Here is a 16,204-nt window from a genome sequence, read left to right on the forward strand (position 1 = left end):
GACTGCCACGCACCCTCATTCTGCGCTTATTCATTCCTTATGTGTACTCGTGGTGGGAAAGAGGTGCCGATTGGGGCGAATCGCCGCCTCGGCGAGGTCCGGGATCTCCGCGACGGTCACGCCCGCGCCCTCCAGGATTCCGATGCCGTCGGCGCCCGTCACGAAGGTGTCGGGCTCGCGCCAGGCCGTCACCACGCGCCGCGCGCCCGCGTCGAGGATGAGCCGGGCACAGGGCTTGGGCCGTGACGCGCGGCGGGCACAGGGTTCGAGGCTGCTGTAGACGGTGGCGGTCCGCAGCCGGGGATCCGCCGGGTCGATCTTGGCGAGCGCGGCCTCCTCGGCGTGCACGACCGGGTCTCCGTCCTCGCGCGAGTGCCCGCGTGCCAGCTCCGTGCCGTCACTCGTGACGATCACCGCGCCGACGCTGAACGCCGTTTCGGAAGGCGGGCAGTCCGCGGCGAGGGCGCAGGCGAGGGCGAGCCAGTGCCGGTCGGCCGCGGTGGGGGAGTCGTCGGTGCCGGGCGCGCAGGGCGCGTACCGCATCAGCACCACGTCGCCGACCGGCCGGGTCTCCAGGAGTCGCATCCGGTGCCGGCTGCCGCCGGGGTACGCGCCGGGTCCGAAGAGCCGGGGCGCGTCCGGTTCGCCCACGACGAGCGGTGCCACCGCCAACTGCACCTCGTCGGCCATGCCCCGCTGGAGCAGCTGGGTGTGGACCCGGGCGCCCCCTTCCACCATCAGGCGCCGCACACCGTGCGCGGCGGACAGGTCGTCGAGCAGACCCGCCCAGTCGACGGTGTTCCCGAGGGCGACCACTTCGGCGAGCGGGCCGAGCCGCTCCCGCGCGAGTACCGCCCCGGCGTCGGTCGTGTAGACGACCTTGTCGCCGCCCGTCGTCCAGAACGGGTCCCCGGCGTCCAGGTCGCCCGACGAGGTCACCGCCACTTTCAAGGGGTAGGCGGAAAGCCCTGCGGCCACCCGGTCGGCGCGCCGCTGCGCGGACTTGACCAGGAGCCGCGGCCGGTCGGCCCGCAGAGTGCCCGCCCCCACGAGGATCGCGTCGCACGAGGCGCGCACCGCGTCGACCCGGTCGAAGTCCTCGGCGTTGGACAGGAGCAGGCGCTCGGGTCCCGCGTCGTCGAGGCAGCCGTCGAGCGAGACGGCCGCGGAGAGCAAGACGTAGGGGCGGGACGGGCGGGACGGCTGGGACATGGGGGCTCCGGGTCCGAGAAGCGAGGAGGGCGACGGGGCAAGAACTGGCTGTGCTGCTTCAACCTTTGAACACTATCCGGGAGCTGCCGCGGCCGAAGGAGTCGTCAAGTCGTCATCGCGGTCTCATCGACCGCAGTGCGGACGACGTGCGCGCAGACCCTGCATGCCTTGACCGGCATATAATCGATGCGGCATATTGAAGTCATGCCCGCATCCGCCGTCTGGACCGCACTCGCCGACCCGCACCGCCGCGCCATCGTCGCGCTGCTGCTCGAGCGTCCGCGGCCCGTCGGTGAGATCGTCGAGGCGTGCGGTCTGAGCCAGCCCAGCACCTCGAAGCACCTGCGGGTACTGCGCGAGGCGGGCCTGGTCGACGTCGAACAGGAAGCCCAGCGCCGCGTCTACCGCCTGCGACCCGGACCCGTCGCCGAGCTCGACGCCTGGCTCGAGCCCTACCGGCGCCTGTGGAACGACCGCCTCGACGCACTCGGGCGCCGCCTCGACGCCCACGCCCCCGAGGACGACGAACCAGCGAAGGACTGAAGGCCATGACCACCCCGCACCCCGCACCCACCGGCAGCTACGCCCCGCTCGACGACGGCCGCCCCGCCATCCGCTTCACCCGCACGTACGACCACACGATCGAGCGGGTCTGGCGGTACGTCACCGACCCCGCCGAGCTCGCGCACTGGTTCCCCTCCCAGGTCGAGATCGAGCTGCGCCCCGGCGGCGTGATCCGTTTCCACGGCGACCCGAACATGCCCGAATCGACCGGCCGCGTCCTCGCCGTGGACGCCCCGCGCCACCTCTCCTTCAGCTGGGGCGGCGACGAACTCCACTTCGACCTGGAGGAGCTCGACGAGGGTCGCACCCGCTTCACGCTGACCAACGTCCTGGAGGCCGCCGACACCGCGGCCCGCAACGCCGCGGGCTGGGAGGTCTGCCTCGCCGCTCTGGACGCGGCCGACCGCGACGAGAGCTTCGACGGCCCGCATGCGGGAACGCTCGCCCCGTGGAAGGCCCACTACGACGCCTACGTCGAGGCCGGACTGCCCTCGGGTGCGCCGGTCCCGGGCATGGACGAGGCGTAGGCCCCGTCCTTCACGCGCGGTCGCCCGGCGCGGCGGCGCGCGGCGGCCATACCCCGGGCAGCAGCACGCCCGACGCGTAGGCGCGCGCGACCAGTGCCGTACGGTTCGTCGCGCCCCACCGCTGAGACAGGCGCCGCAGGTGGTAGTTGACGCCGTCCGTGGTCAGGCCTGTGTCGCGGGCCGCCTGCGCCGTGGTGGCACCGGCGGCCAGGAGCTCCAGGATGCGCGACTCGGCCGCGTCGGCCGTCGCCCGTGGCCGGTCGGGCGCGGTCGGGCGTTCGCCGACGAGCCGCAGCATGACGAGCAGATCCGGCGTCCGCTCGACGGTGTCGCTGACCGGATCCACGGTCAGCTCGCCCTCCCGCAGGGCCCCGTCCGGCGTCTCCCAGGTGACCGAGACCTGATAGCGGGAGCGCCGCCGCAGGCGCAGCGCCTCGGCGATCCGGTGGAGCTGCGACTCGTCCCGCGGGCGGAACAGGTGCAGGATGTCCCGGCCCTTCAGGCGGCCGGGGGTGGTGTCGCACTCGGCGGCCATGGCCGCGTTCGCCAGCATGATCGTCCCGCGTGGTCCACACACCGCAACGGGCATCGGGATCCGGTCGAAGAGCAGCATCGCGCGGTTGCGCCACAGCACCCCGTCCATCGCGCACCCCTTTCCATGTCGCGGTCGGACCCTGGGCACGGCCGGACCTACGTCACGGCTGGTCCTATGTCACGTCCGGCCGGTCGGCGCAAGCGCGGCGCGCCGCAGGTCACTACACAATCATGTAGTGCGGCGGCCCGGCCCGGCGGGGCCACGGGATCAAGCTGGACAGGCACCGAACTCCGTACCGCGAAAGGCAGTTGCCGCCCCCATGCCCGACTCCGCGCTGCTCCCGCCGGCCCCCACCGACGGCCTTCCGCTCATCGACATCACCGCCACGGGCCCGGGACCCGCGCCCCTCCAGCAGGCCATGGAGCTGTCCCGCCGCCACGGACCCGCACTCGTACGCAGGCTGCACGGCCGCGACGCCCTCTTCGTCAGCGACCTCGACCTCGTCACCGAACTCGCCGACGAGACCCGCTTCGCCAAGCACGTGGGCCCCGCGCTGGAGAACGTCCGCGCCTTCACCGCCGACGGCCTCTTCACCGCCTACAACGACGAACCGAACTGGGCCCGCGCCCACGACATCCTCATGCCGGCCTTCGCCCTGGGCTCCATGCGGACCTATCACCCCGTGATGTACCAGGTGTCCCGCCGCCTCATCGAGTCCTGGGACCGCGCCGCACACGCGGGCAGCCCCGTGGACGTACCGGGCGACATGACGCGGATGACCCTCGACACCATCGGACTCGCGGGCTTCGGCTACGACTTCGGGTCCTTCGAGGGCTCCGAGCCGCACCCCTTCGTGGAGGCCATGGTCCGCTGCCTCGAATGGTCGATGAAGCGCCTGGCCCGCACACCCGGCACCGACCACTCGGCCGCCGACGCCGCGTTCAAGGCCGACGCGGACTATCTGGCGCAGGTGGTCGACGAAGTCATCGCGGCGCGCACCGACGCACCCGAAGGGGACGACCTGCTCGGCCTGATGCTCACCGCCCGCCACCCCGACGGCAGCGCGCTCGACACGGCGAACATCCGCAACCAGGTCATCACCTTCCTCATCGCGGGCCACGAGACCACCTCCGGCGCGATGTCCTTCGCCCTGTACTACCTGGCCAAGCACCCGGCCGTACTCGACCTCGTACGCCGTGAGGCCGACGCCCTCTTCGGGGACGCGGCCGACCCCGAGCCCACCTTCGACGAGGTCGGCCGGCTCACCTACACGCGCCAGGTGCTGAACGAGGCGCTGCGCCTGTGGCCGACCGCCGCGGCGTTCAGCCGGCACGCGCGCGAGGACACGCTCCTCGGCGGGCGCATCCCGTTGCGTGCCGGGCAGGCGGTCACCGTCCTGACGCCGATGCTGCACCGGCAGCCCGTGTGGGGCGACAACCCGGAGCTGTTCGACCCCTCCCGGTTCACGCCCGAGGCGGAGGCCGCGCGCTCGCCGCACGCCTTCAAGCCGTTCGGCACCGGTGAACGCGCCTGCATCGGGCGGCAGTTCGCGCTCCACGAGGCGACGATGCTGCTGGCACTCCTGGTGCATCGCTACCGGCTCGTCGACCAAGGCGACTACGAGCTCACGGTCAAGGAGACCCTGACGCTCAAGCCCGAGGGCTTCACCCTCACGCTTGTTCCGCGCACCTCGGCCGACCGCCACCACCCGGCCCTGCCCGGCCACGCGCCCGTCGAGGAGCGGACGGCCGCACCGGACACGCTGCCCGCCCGGGTGCGGCCCGGCACCGGGGTCCTGTTCCTGCACGGCAGCAACTACGGGACCTGCCGCGGCCTCGCCGAGCAGCTCGCCGACGACGTCGCCGCGCTGGGCTGCGACACGGCCGTCGCACCGCTCGACACCCATGCGGGAGCACTGCCCACCGACCGCCCCGTCGTCGTGGTCGCGGCCTCCTACAACGGTCGGCCCACCGACGACGCGGCCGAGTTCGCCGCCTGGCTCGACGCTGCGCAGGACGGCGCCGCGCACGACGTCACGTACGCGGTCCTCGGCGTGGGCGACCGCAACTGGGCCGCCACCTACCAGCACGTCCCGACCCGCATCGACGAACGGCTCGACGCGCTCGGCGGCACCCGCCTGTGCGAGCGCGCCGCGGCCGACGCCTCCGGCGACCTCAACGCCACCGTCCGCACGTTCACGACCGGGCTGCGCGCCGCGCTCCTGACCCAGTACGGGGACCCCGACGCGGCTCCGGCCGAGGCCGCGGAGCCCGAGGACGCGTACGAGATCCGGGAGATCGGCGGCAGGCCCCTCGACGCCGCGGCCGCCCGGCACGGGCTCGTCCCGTTCACCGTCACCGAGGCGAGCTCCCTGACCGCGCCCGACCACCCGCGCACCAAGCGTTTCGTGCGACTCGCGCTGCCCGAGGGCGTCACGTACCGCACGGGGGACCATCTCACCGTTCTGCCCGCGCAGGATCCCGCGCTCGTCGAACGGGCGGCCGCCGCGTTCGGTGTCGATCTGGGCACCGTCCTCGACATCAGGGCCCGGCGCCCACGCCGCGACGGGCTCGCGCTCGACCGGCCACTGACGGTCAGTGAACTGCTCACGTTCCACGTCGAGTTGGGGCACGTCCCCACCCCGGCCCAGGTGGCACTGCTCGCCGAGGCCAACCCCTGCCCTCCCGAGAAGGCGGCGCTCGCGGCGCTCGCGGCGCTCGCCGACGATGCCCGCACGCTCGTCGAACTCGTGGAGGACCACCCCGCCCTGCGCGGCGCGCTGACCTGGCCGCAGCTCCTCGACCTGCTGCCGCCGCTGAAGCCCCGGCACTACTCGATCTCGTCGAGCGCCGAGCAGAGCCCCGCGCACGCCGACCTCATGGTGTCCGTCCTCGACGCCCCGGCCCGCTCGGGCCGCGGCCGGTTCCGGGGCACCGGATCGACGTACCTGGCCGGACTGCGGCCCGGTGACACGGTGCTCGCGCGCGTCCAGCCGTGCCGAGAGGTCTTCCGCGTCCCGAACGACTCGGAGACCCCCGTCGTCATGATCGCCGCGGGAACGGGCCTCGCCCCCTTCCGCGGCGCCATCGCCGACCGTGGCGCCCTGCTCGCCGCCGGCACCCCGCTCGCACCCGCCCTGTGCTACTTCGGCTGCGACCACCCCCGAGGTGACTTCCTGCACGCCGACGAACTGCGCGCCGCCGAGGCCGCGGGCGCCGTCTCCCTGCGCCCCGTCTTCAGCGAGGCGCCCGAGGCGGGCCACGCCTTCGTCCAGCACCGCGTGTCCGCCGAGGCCGACGAACTGTGGGCGCTGCTCGGATCCGGGGCGCGCGTCTACGTCTGCGGTGACGGGGCCCGGATGGCGCCCGGCGTGCGCGACGCGTTCCGCGCCCTGTTCCGGGACCGCACACCGGGAGCCGACGAAGAGGCCGCCGAACGCTGGCTCGCCGGTCTGGTCGCGGACGGACGCTACGTGGAGGACGTCTACGCGGGCTGAGTGCTCCGCGCAGGTGGCGCCGCGCCCCGGTGGCGGCGTACGGCTCGTGCCGCACGCCGCCACCGGGGCGGACCAGGCTCAGGAAAGGACCAGCTCCGGGCTGTACAGATCGAGCCAGAGCGCGAGGTCCAGCGTGCGTTCGAGCCCGCGCCGCGACGCCTGGCCGATCTGCGGCGCGTCACGGTGCGCGGCCTGCGCCACCCGCTTCCGGTCGACCAGGTCGAACACCCGGTGCGAGGGCCTGGAGAGCAGGTCCTTGGCGTGGTTCTGGAGAGCGACGGCGTACTTCGGGTCCTGCGTCGACGGATACGGGCTCTTCACCCGGTCGTACACCGACTTCGGCAGCAGGTCCGCGGTCGCCTCCCGCAGCAGGCTCTTCTCCCGGCCGTCGAACGACTTCAGTGACCAGGGCGTGTTGTACACGTACTCGACGAGGCGGTGGTCGCAGAACGGGACCCGCACCTCCAGGCCGACGGCCATGCTCGCGCGGTCCTTGCGGTCGAGCAGGACCCGCACGAACCGGGTCAGGTGCAGATGGCACATCTTGCGCATCCGGTACTCGAAGTCGCTCTCGTCGTCCAGGCGTTGGATACCGCGCACGGCGCCCGCGTAGCTGTCGCGGACGTATCCGTCGAGGTCGAGGGAGCCGGCCAGGTCGCCGCGCAGGACGTCGGCGTCGTCGCCCATGTGCTGGGCCATGCGCACCAGCCACGGGTACGTGTCGGCGTTGCGCGCCTCTTCGTCGAAGAACTGGAGGTAGCCGCCGAACACCTCGTCCGCGGACTCGCCCGACAGGGCGACCGTCGAGTGCTCCCTGATCGCCCGGAACAGCAGATAGAGCGACGCGTCCATGTCGCCGAAGCCCGCGGGGATGTCACGGGCCCGGATCACCCGGGCCCGGACCTCCGGGTCGGCCAGCGCATTCGAGTCGAGGACGATGTCGCGGTGGACGGTGCCGGCGGCCTTCGCCACGTCGTGCACGAACGGGGTGTCCGGTGTGCCGCGCATCTCGTCGGCGACGAAGTTCTCCGTCTGGCCCACGAAGTCCACGGCGAAACTGCGTACGGTCTCGCCCTGTTCACCGAGCTGCCGCGCCGCGATCGCCGTCATGGCGGAGGAGTCGAGACCGCCGGACAGCAGCGTGCAGCGCGGCACGTCGGAGACGAGCTGGCGGCGCACGATGTCGTCGAGGAGCGAGCGCACGGTCGCGATCGACGTGTCGCGGTCGTCGGTGTGCGGGCGGGTCTCCAGCGTCCAGTACGCCTGTTGCCGCAGTCCGCTGCGGTCGACGGTCACGATGGTGCCCGGCTCCACCTCGTGCATTCCGTCCCAGATCGCGTGGCCAGGCGTCTTCACCATGGTGAAGAGCTCCCGCAGGCCGTCGAGGGTCACCCGCGACTTCGCGAGCGGATTGGCGAGGATCGCCTTGGGCTCGGACCCGAACAGGACGCCGTCCGGAGTCTCGTAGAAATAGAAGGGCTTGATGCCCATGCGGTCCCTGATCATCACGAGCTTGTTCTCGCGGCCGTCCCAGACGGCGAACGCGTACATGCCGTTGAGGCGCTCGGCCAGCCCCTCGCCCCACTCCAGGTAGCCGCGCAGCACGACCTCGGTGTCGGAGTCGGTGGCGAAGCTGTGACCGCGTCCGGTCAGTTCGCTCCGGAGTTCCGTGTAGTTGTACGTCTCACCGGAGTACACGAGCGCCACGGTGCCGCGCGGTGTCTCGGCGGTCATCGGCTGACGCCCGCCCGGCAGGTCGATGATCGCGAGCCTGCGGTGGCCGAGCGCCGCGGGCCCATCGGTCCACGTGCCGCGGTCATCGGGGCCGCGGCACTCCATCGTCTGCGTCATCGCATCCAATGTGTCGGCAGAAGCGCGCAGGTCGCGGTCGAAGGAGATCCAGCCGGTGATGCCACACATACGTTCCTCCTGCATGCCGTTCTGGCGCCGTACCAGTTGTATTCAGCACCTATATGTCGAGCATGTGACATGGCACTGTGTACGGTCAACGCGCCGTTAACCCGACGGAGGGGTCTGACCCGATGGTTTCGGCCGCACTTTGCGTGACCGGGCGGAACGATCCCCATCGCAAATCCCGGCGGCTCGCGGGTCGTTGCGGGAACGTGGGCCGGCCCGACGGGCGCGATCCGGCCAAGGGCAAAAACTTGATCAACCCCGACCGGACCCCCGTGGTGCTCAGGCCGTCGCGGCCAGGGACTCGTCGAACGTCGCGGCGGCGAGGCCGAACGAGAGCGTCATGCCGATACCCGAGGTGACAGAGATGGCCCGTACTCCGGGTGCCATGTCGCGGACCAGGAGGGGGCCGCGGCCGCTGCTCGCGTAGACGCCCTGCCAGCGTTCCTTCACCCGCAGGTCGCCCGCGCCGAGGACCTTGGCCGCCGAGTCGAGCAGCAGCTGTGCCGTCGGCTCGTCCTCGAAGGGGATCGTGGTCCGGCCGTAGGCGTGGGAGTCCCCGACCAGGACCGTTCCGTCGGGCAGGCGGGTGAACATGACGTTCGCGACGATGTCGAGCAGCTCGGGGCTGTGGCCGATGACTTCCTCGCGCAGCCGGGGACCCGACGGCATGGCGGTGAAGGCGTCGTAGCGCAGCATGGACGTGGCGGTCAGGATCGCCGCGTCCGTGCGGAAGGCGTCCGGCGCCGCGACGCGCGCCATGGTGAGCCGGCAGCGCTCGATGCCGTGCTCCTCCGCCGCCGTGGGGTACAGGCGGTCCAGGTCGTGGCCCACGCAGACGAGGATCCGGTCGCCGTGGACCGGGCCGCGGCCGGTGTGGACGGTGCCTTCCTCGACGCCGTTCACGTTCGTGCCCCACACCACGGTGACGTTGGGCTGTATGGACAGCCACGCGGCCAGGTCCGGGGCGGCCTCTCGGGGGTTGACGCGCAGGTCGTCGGGGAGGAAGGCGCCGCCCACGATGTCGCCGGCGTCGGCGCCCCGGCCGAGCTCACCTGCGACCTCCTCGCGGCTGCGCATCCGCACGGTGTCCGCGCCGCGCTCCTCGCGCAGCTCCTCCAGGACCGCCAGCTCCGCCTCCGACCTCGCCACCACGAGGGCGCCGGCCTCCTTGGCCCACAGGCCCGAGCTCTTCGCGGCCTCGAGCCACCCCGCCCGCGAGCGGTAGGCGAGTTCCAGCAGGTCGCCTCGCTGTGCCGTGATGCAGCAGTGCCCGAAGTTGCGCACCGAAGCCCCTACGGGCTGCCAGTCCCGCTCGATGACCGTGACGGTCAGGCCGCGCCGGGCGGCCTCGAAGGCGTGGGCAAGGCCGACCACCCCGGCACCGACGATGACCAGGTCGCTGCGGCCGCGGGGCAGGTCGGCGGCGGGTGAAGGGGCGGAGGGGGACGCTGTCGTGAAGCTCATGGATTGCAGCGTGCGAGGTCCGGGTCCCCAGGGGCAAGACTTGTGTGTACAAGTTTTCCGTCTGTTTACCTTCCGTGCCCCGGAGCGGGCCGAACGACCCCGAAACGTCATCGCGCGGCCCCCTTCCAGCCACGTGCGGGCCTTGAGGAGTGGCGGGTCGAGCTGCGATAGTCATCTTGTGAAGACAAGTAAGGGTGTGCCACTCCACGAGCAGCTCGGCGCCGAGTTCCTGCGGCGTATCGAGTCCGGTGAGTGGCCGGAGGGCGAGCCGGTCCCGAGCGAATCCCAGCTCTGCGAAGAGTTCGGGACCTCCCGCGGGCCGGTCAGGCAGGCCTTGTCCATACTGCGGTCGGACGGGCATCTCGTCGGTGGCCGGGGCAAGCCGCCCGTGGCCCGGCGGGCGGCCCCGTCGCAGCCCTTCGCATCGCTCATGTCGTTCACGCAGTGGGCGAGATCGATCGGCCGTGAGCCGGGGCAGCTGACCGTCGAGGTCGCCCGCCGCCGGGCCTCCCCGGAGGCCGCCGCACGGCTCGGCCTCGACGAGGGCGAGCCCGTGGTCGACCTGGTCCGGCTGCGCCACCTGGACGGCGTGCCGGTCATGGTCGAGCGCTCCACGTTCGTCCTCCACGTCGGTCGGCACCTGTTCGACATGGACCCCGACGCGGGCTCGATCTACGAGGCCCTGTGCGGGCGCGATGTCGACCTGCACCACGCCCGCCACACCATCGACGCCATCGCCGCCGACACACAGGACGCCTCGCTCCTCGGCATCGAACCGGGCGAACCCCTGCTGCGCGTAAGGCGGTTGGCGTTCTCGCGGGACGGCGTGCCCCTGGAGTACGCGGACGACCGCTATCTGCCCACACTCGCCAACTTCACCATCGAGAACACCGCCGAGGGACACACCGTCGTCGGCCGGTACCGCACTGACGAGGAGAGCCCCAGTGATTGAACTCGCCGTCTTCGACATGGCAGGCACGACGATCGACGAGCACGGCGCGGTGTACGAGGCGCTGCGCCACGCCGTCGAGTCCACCGGCGTGACGGTCGACCCGCAGGACCTCCAGACGTGGATGGGCACCGACAAGCGCGAGGCCATCGACGCCCTGGTCCGCCTCGGCGGTGGTACCTGTGACGCGGAGCTGGTCGAGCGGCAGTACGGGGTCTTCCGCGCGTTCCTGAAGCAGCGCTACGCAGCGGTCCCGCCGCAGCCCATAGCCCAGGCGGACAAGGCCCTCGCCGAACTGCGCGCCCGGGGCATCAAGGTCGCCCTGACCACCGGGTTCAGCTCGGACGTCGCCCTGCCGCTGCTCGCCTCGCTCGGCTGGTCCACGGACGAGGGCGGCAACCTCGACGCGGTCGTCACCGCCGACGAGGTCGTCCGCGGCCGCCCCGCCCCGTACATGATCCACCGGGCGATGGAGAAGACCGGTGTCGTGGACGTCCGCAAGGTGCTCGTCGCGGGCGACACCGCGGTCGACCTCCAGGCCGGGCAGCACGCGGGCGCGGGCGTCGTCGTCGGCGTCCTCACCGGCCAGCTCTCGCGCACCGAGTTCGAAGCGCACCCGCACACCTACGTGCTGGACAGCGTCGCCGAGGTGCCGGGCCTCGCGGAGGCGACGGCCGCGGAGTAGTCGTACAGCGCACAGACGTGGGCGGCAGCGCTCGGGCAACGGACCCGCGCGCTCCCGCCCACGTCCCGTCAGTCCTCCGCCAGCGCCGCGTCCACGATCGACTGCGCCTCCGTCTGCACCTGGGCCAGGTGCTCGGGGCCGCGGAACGACTCGGCGTAGATCTTGTACACGTCCTCCGTGCCGCTCGGCCGGGCGGCGAACCAGGCGTTCTCCGTGGTGACCTTGACGCCGCCGATCGCGGCGCCGTTGCCCGGCGCGTGGCTGAGCCGTGCGGTGATGGGCTCGCCCGCGAGGGTGTCCGCGGTGATCGCGTCGCCACTGAGCTCGGCGAGTCGGGCCTTCTGCTGCTTGGTCGCCTTCGCGTCCACGCGCGCGTACGAGGACGAGCCGTGCTCCGCGGCGAGTTCGGCGTAATACTCCGAGGGGGTCTTCCCGGTCACCGCGGTGATCTCGGCCGCGAGCAGCGCGAGGAGGATGCCGTCCTTGTCGGTCGTCCAGACGCCGCCGTCCTTGCGGACGAAGCTCGCGCCCGCGCTCTCCTCACCGCCGAAGGCGACCGACCCGTCGACGAGTCCCGGCACGAACCACTTGAATCCGACGGGGACTTCGAGCAGCTCGCGGCCGAGCGACGCGACGATCCGGTCGATCACGGCGCTCGACACCAGCGTCTTGCCGATCGCGGCGTCGGCCCGCCAGCCGGTGCGGTGCGTGACCAAGTAGTGGATCGCGACGGCGAGATAGTGGTTCGGATTCATGAGCCCGGCGTCGGGCGTGACGATGCCGTGCCGGTCGGCGTCCGCGTCGTTGCCCGTCAGCAGGTCGTAGTCGTGCCGCTTCGCGAGGACGGACGCCATTGCGGGGGCCGACGAGGGATCCATCCGGATCTTGCCGTCCCAGTCGAGCGTCATGAACCGCCAGGCCGGATCCACCTCGGGGTTGACCACCGTCAGGTCGAGCCCGTACATCTCGCCGATCCGCGCCCAGTAGTGCACACTCGCCCCGCCGAGCGGGTCGGCGCCGATGCGCAGCCCGGAGGCCCGGATGGCGTCGGTGTCGATGACGGAGCTCAGCTCCTCGACGTAGCGCTCACGGAAGTCGTACGCCTCCGGAGCCACGTCCTTCGTGGTGCGCACGTCCCGGTTGCCGTCGGCGAGCAGTTCGTTGGCGCGGCGCGCGATCCAGGAGGTCGCCGTGGAGTCGGCGGGGCCGCCGTGCGGCGGGTTGTACTTGAAGCCGCCGTCGCGCGGCGGGTTGTGGCTCGGCGTGATGACGATGCCGTCCGCCTGCCCGAGCTCGTCGGGCGCGGTGCTGTTCCAGCGCAGGATGGCGTGGCTGAGCGCAGGGGTCGGCACGTAGCTGTCGTGGATGTCGGCGAAGACACGTACACCGTTCGCCGCGAGGACGCTGAGTGCCGTGTCGAGCGCGGGGCGCGAGAGGGCGTGGGTGTCGGGTCCGATGAACAGCGGGCCCGTGATGCCCTCGGCCGCGCGGTACTCGACGATGGCCTGCGTGATCGCCGCGATGTGCCGTTCGTTGAACGCGCCGTCCAGGCTGGAGCCGCGGTGCCCGCTCGTGCCGAAGACGACGCGCTGCTCGGGGCGGTCCATATCGGGGACCTTGGTGAAATACGCGTCGACGAGTTCGTCGATGTCGACGAGATCCTCCGGCCTGGCCTGGGTTCCTGCGCGCTCAGTCATGGGGGCATTCTCCCATCAGGGCCGCGCGCGACGCAGGACGGCGCAGGTGTCCCGAAGCGCCGTGAACGCCCGGGACCCCCGACCGGCGGACGGCCCGTCAGGACTGCCGCTTCGCCCGCTCCTTGACGATCTCAGCCAAGGTGTCCGTGATGTGCGCCTCGGAGGCGGCCTTGTCGATGCCGGACTCGGCGAGGGTGCCCGAGCCGTTCTCCTGCTCGAGGAGGGCCAGCAGGATGTGCTCCGTACCGATGTAGTTGTGGCCCAGGCGCAGCGCCTCGCGGAAAGTCAGCTCCAGGGCCTTCTTCGCGTTCGCGTCGAACTTGACGAGGCCGGGCACGTCGGAGACGGCCGGGGGCAGCGTGGCCGTGGCGTTCTGCCGGACGGTGTCCAGGAGTACGCCCTGAGCCCGGATGGCCTGCGCTCCGAGCCCCTCGGGCTCGGCGAGGAGGCCGAGCATGAGGTGTTCGGGCCGGATCTCGTCGTTGCCGGCGGCCTGGGCCTCGTTCTGCGCGGACATCACGACGTTGCGCGCCCACGGGGTGTAGCGGCCGAAGCCCGAGCTGGGGTCGAGCTCACCGCCCTCGCCGGAGGCCTTGGGCACGAACCTCTTCTGGGCGGCCTGGCGGGTGACCCCCATGCTCCTGCCGATATCGGTCCAGGACGCCCCGGAGCGGCGGGCCTGGTCCACGAAGTGGCCGATCAGATGGTCCGCGACATCGCCGAGGTGATCCGCGGCGATCACGGCGTCGGAGAGCTGGTCGAGTGCGTCGGTGTGGACTTTCTTGATGGCGTCGATCAGGTCGTCGAGGCGTACGGGCGTGGTGAGGCCTACTGGCTCCGCAGATTCCGTCATGTGACAACCGTAGGTTGACAGTGAGGGACTGTCAACCTACGGTTGACAGCGGCTGGAGGCGTACTCGCTCACGCCGTAGGCTGCGCAGTCCACGACGTACCAACCGCTGAATGAGGAGAGACATGCCGTCGGCCCGAGTCCACCTTGCGGACGTGCTGCGCACGGCGGACGCGTCCCGGACGGGCGCCCTCTGGAAGCTCGACGGCGCGGCGCGGCAGCTCGACGCCAACCTCGTCCGGTTGCGGCCCGGCGCCGTCGTCGCCGAGCACGTCGAGCCGGATCTCGACGTTCTCCTCGTCGTCCTCGAAGGCGACGGATCACTCCGGCACGCCGACGAGCAGGAACAACTCGCCCCCGGCGCCCTGGTGTTCGTCCCGCGCGGTGAACGGCGCTCCGTGACGGCCGGCCCCGACGGCCTCGCCTACCTCACCGCCCACCGCAGGCGCCCCGGCCTGACCATCGCGCGGATGCCGGCCCGCGAGGGCGGCGAACCCGCCTGCCTGCTCAGCCGGATCTGCCCCGCCTGCGACCGGGTCTCCGAGGACCCCGCGGCGGCGTACTGCGCCCGCTGCGGCGAACACCTGCCCACCCCCTGACGCGACCGAGCGGGCGTTCATCTCCGCCGGACGGTCCGGCCTGCGCCGCCCCACGCCCCCTCGCCCGTACGGTGCCGGGGACGAGCAGGACCGGGCGACCGCAGCGAGGGAGAACCACCCGACATGGCCGACTACCGCATCGAGACCGTCCGCAACGGCTTCCGCGACTGGACCGCACGCAACGACCGCGGCGCCGAGGTCCGCATCGGCGCCGCCGAAGACCCCGACGTGCAGCCGTCGTTCGCCCCGGTCGAACTCCTCCTCGCCGCGCTCGGCGGCTGCGGCGGCCTCGTCACCGACCGCACCGCCCGCACCGTCGAACACGACGGGCTGCGCATCGTCGTGGAGTCCGTGTCACGCCCCGAGGACGACGGCCGCGTCGGCGCGGTCCGCGTCAGCTACGAACTGGAGCTGCCCGAGGGTGACGAGCACACCGCCGACGCGTTCGCCCGCGGTGTGCGCCTGACCCACGAGAAATACTGCACCGTCAGCCGGACCGTGGAACACGGCGCCCGGATCGAGGCGCGGCTCCCGGACGGCACGCTCGTCTTCATGGCGGGCTGACTCGCCGTCAAGGCGCCTTGACCCGCCTTCGACGTGCGGTGGCCCGCCTCCGAAGTGCGGTAATCCGTCTTCGAATTGTGGTGAGCGGCGCGATGGCCGGATGTCGTCCCCGCACCCGAAGATCGTCGTAGTCTCCCTGAGTGTCCGCGTGGTCACTCTGCGCATGCGGACCTGGTGATCCGTCGAAGCATCGAGGAGACGACTGCGTGAAGTCCCTACGTCTGGTCCTGGCCGCCCTGGGAGCGGCGATGGCGCTCACCGTGCCGCCGTCCGCGGCAGCGGCGGAGACCGCGCCCGCGGCCGCCGCGCACGAGCCCTGCACGGGCGAGTTCCAGGGCGACGCCCGGCTCGGCCCGAAGTACCTGCCCAAGAAGTGGCAGGCCCCGGTCGGCCCGCTCCTGAAGGCCTATCACCGCACCGGCTCCCTCAGCCCGAAGGCGTTCCTGAAGAAATACTGGGAGGGGTCGGCGGACTCCGGCAGCTGGAAGTACCCGCCGAACGACGGATTCACCGAGACCAACGGCCAGGTCGACCGCCGCCCCACCGAGCTGCGGCCCGGGCAGACCCTCGACCGGTTCGGCTCGGAGTACGGCTCCTATCTGGCACCCGCCGGGGACGCGTACAAGAAGCGGGCGCTGCCGCCGCAGAACCTCAACACCCGTGAGCCCGCCTACGCGTGCGACTATCACGTCTACGAGGTCGCCAAGCCGTTCTTCGTGTGGCAGGGCCCGATCGCGCCCTGGTTCGAGCAGCCCGGCGGCGGCCGGCAGATCAAGCTCGACCAGGTGTTCCTCAACCCCGGTGAGGGACAGCGCCTCAACGTGAAGTGGCTCCTGGGGCACGACTACCTCGAGCCTGCGTAAGCACGATCGAGACGGGAGGACGGCTCGTGGACCGGCACGCACTGGAGCGCGCTCTGCGCCAGGCCGCCGTGCCCCCGACCCACTACTGGATCGAGGGCGTCCACGAACCGTCCCCCACCCCCACCGACTTCCTCTATCTGCGCGAGGAGCCCGGCGGGGGCTGGGAGACCGGGGCGTACGAGCGCGGCACCCACGAGACGATCGCGCGGCATCCCACGGAGGACGCCGCCTGCGCCCACCTGTGGCAGCTGCTGAACTGAGTGCCGCCCTGCGCGCCACCGC

15 protein-coding genes are annotated in these 16,204 nt (G+C 71.8%); 9 read left to right on the plus strand and 6 right to left on the minus strand.

What is annotated here, in order from left to right:
• Nucleotides 1-30: 30 nt before the first annotated feature.
• Nucleotides 31-1,212: a dihydrofolate reductase family protein gene (locus AC07EJ_RS01280; RefSeq protein WP_389478824.1), complete on the minus strand. Its 1,182-nt coding sequence runs from the start codon at nt 1,210-1,212 to the stop codon at nt 31-33.
• A 204-nt stretch (nt 1,213-1,416) separates the two neighbouring features.
• On the opposite strand from AC07EJ_RS01280, the gene AC07EJ_RS01285 reads away from it, so the two are divergent.
• Both AC07EJ_RS01285 and AC07EJ_RS01290 read left to right on the plus strand, forming a co-directional pair.
• Nucleotides 1,417-1,755, plus strand: a complete 339-nt coding sequence (locus tag AC07EJ_RS01285; RefSeq protein WP_227299171.1) for an ArsR/SmtB family transcription factor — start codon at nt 1,417-1,419, stop codon at nt 1,753-1,755.
• 5 nt (nt 1,756-1,760) lie between these two features.
• Nucleotides 1,761-2,303, plus strand: a complete 543-nt coding sequence (locus AC07EJ_RS01290) for an SRPBCC family protein (protein ID WP_389478825.1) — start codon at nt 1,761-1,763, stop codon at nt 2,301-2,303.
• Nucleotides 2,304-2,313: 10 nt separating this feature from the next.
• Here AC07EJ_RS01290 and AC07EJ_RS01295 read toward each other — a convergent pair whose 3' ends face one another.
• The gene (locus AC07EJ_RS01295) at nt 2,314-2,946 is read right to left on the minus strand and encodes a LuxR C-terminal-related transcriptional regulator (protein ID WP_389478826.1); all 633 of its coding nucleotides are present in this window, start codon (nt 2,944-2,946) and stop codon (nt 2,314-2,316) included.
• A 211-nt stretch (nt 2,947-3,157) separates the two neighbouring features.
• Here AC07EJ_RS01295 and AC07EJ_RS01300 point away from each other — a divergent pair, with 211 nt between their 5' ends.
• Nucleotides 3,158-6,334 carry a cytochrome P450 gene (locus tag AC07EJ_RS01300; RefSeq protein WP_478883479.1) on the plus strand — a complete coding sequence of 1,059 codons (3,177 nt, stop codon included), beginning with the start codon at nt 3,158-3,160 and terminating at the stop codon, nt 6,332-6,334.
• A 78-nt stretch (nt 6,335-6,412) separates the two neighbouring features.
• On the opposite strand, the gene asnB is transcribed toward AC07EJ_RS01300, so the two are convergent.
• Nucleotides 6,413-8,254 carry an asparagine synthase (glutamine-hydrolyzing) gene (asnB, locus tag AC07EJ_RS01305; RefSeq protein ID WP_478883480.1) on the minus strand — a complete coding sequence of 614 codons (1,842 nt, stop codon included), beginning with the start codon at nt 8,252-8,254 and terminating at the stop codon, nt 6,413-6,415.
• A 276-nt stretch (nt 8,255-8,530) separates the two neighbouring features.
• On the minus strand, nt 8,531-9,715 hold the full coding sequence (locus AC07EJ_RS01310) for a TIGR03364 family FAD-dependent oxidoreductase (RefSeq protein WP_478883481.1): 1,185 nt from the start codon (nt 9,713-9,715) through the stop codon (nt 8,531-8,533).
• Nucleotides 9,716-9,893: 178 nt separating this feature from the next.
• Between AC07EJ_RS01310 and AC07EJ_RS01315 the strand changes: the two genes are divergently transcribed.
• Nucleotides 9,894-10,667 (plus strand): GntR family transcriptional regulator, encoded by a 774-nt coding sequence (locus AC07EJ_RS01315; RefSeq protein ID WP_389478830.1) that lies wholly within the window; start codon nt 9,894-9,896, stop codon nt 10,665-10,667.
• Entirely contained in the window at nt 10,660-11,349 is a 690-nt protein-coding gene (locus AC07EJ_RS01320; protein WP_478883482.1) for a phosphonatase-like hydrolase, read from the plus strand. Before AC07EJ_RS01315 ends, AC07EJ_RS01320 begins: the two co-directional genes overlap by 8 nt.
• A gap of 68 nt (nt 11,350-11,417) precedes the next feature.
• Here AC07EJ_RS01320 and pgm read toward each other — a convergent pair whose 3' ends face one another.
• The gene (gene pgm / locus AC07EJ_RS01325; RefSeq protein WP_478883483.1) at nt 11,418-13,046 is read right to left on the minus strand and encodes a phosphoglucomutase (alpha-D-glucose-1,6-bisphosphate-dependent); all 1,629 of its coding nucleotides are present in this window, start codon (nt 13,044-13,046) and stop codon (nt 11,418-11,420) included.
• A 97-nt stretch (nt 13,047-13,143) separates the two neighbouring features.
• Nucleotides 13,144-13,899, minus strand: a complete 756-nt coding sequence (locus tag AC07EJ_RS01330) for a Clp protease N-terminal domain-containing protein (RefSeq protein ID WP_478883484.1) — start codon at nt 13,897-13,899, stop codon at nt 13,144-13,146.
• Nucleotides 13,900-14,021: 122 nt separating this feature from the next.
• Between AC07EJ_RS01330 and AC07EJ_RS01335 the strand changes: the two genes are divergently transcribed.
• The 4 genes from AC07EJ_RS01335 (at nt 14,022) to AC07EJ_RS01350 (ending at nt 16,182) form a co-directional block, all read left to right on the plus strand.
• Nucleotides 14,022-14,495, plus strand: a complete 474-nt coding sequence (locus tag AC07EJ_RS01335) for a cupin domain-containing protein (protein WP_389478835.1) — start codon at nt 14,022-14,024, stop codon at nt 14,493-14,495.
• A gap of 123 nt (nt 14,496-14,618) precedes the next feature.
• Entirely contained in the window at nt 14,619-15,059 is a 441-nt protein-coding gene (locus AC07EJ_RS01340; RefSeq protein ID WP_478883485.1) for an OsmC family protein, read from the plus strand.
• A gap of 206 nt (nt 15,060-15,265) precedes the next feature.
• The gene (locus AC07EJ_RS01345; RefSeq protein ID WP_478883486.1) at nt 15,266-15,922 is read left to right on the plus strand and encodes a TNT domain-containing protein; all 657 of its coding nucleotides are present in this window, start codon (nt 15,266-15,268) and stop codon (nt 15,920-15,922) included.
• Between the two features lie 26 nt (nt 15,923-15,948).
• Nucleotides 15,949-16,182, plus strand: coding sequence for a hypothetical protein (locus AC07EJ_RS01350; RefSeq protein WP_393581207.1), 234 nt, complete (start codon nt 15,949-15,951; stop codon nt 16,180-16,182).
• Nucleotides 16,183-16,204: the final 22 nt, after the last annotated feature.

This window comes from Streptomyces sp. NPDC045026, assembly GCF_056432625.1.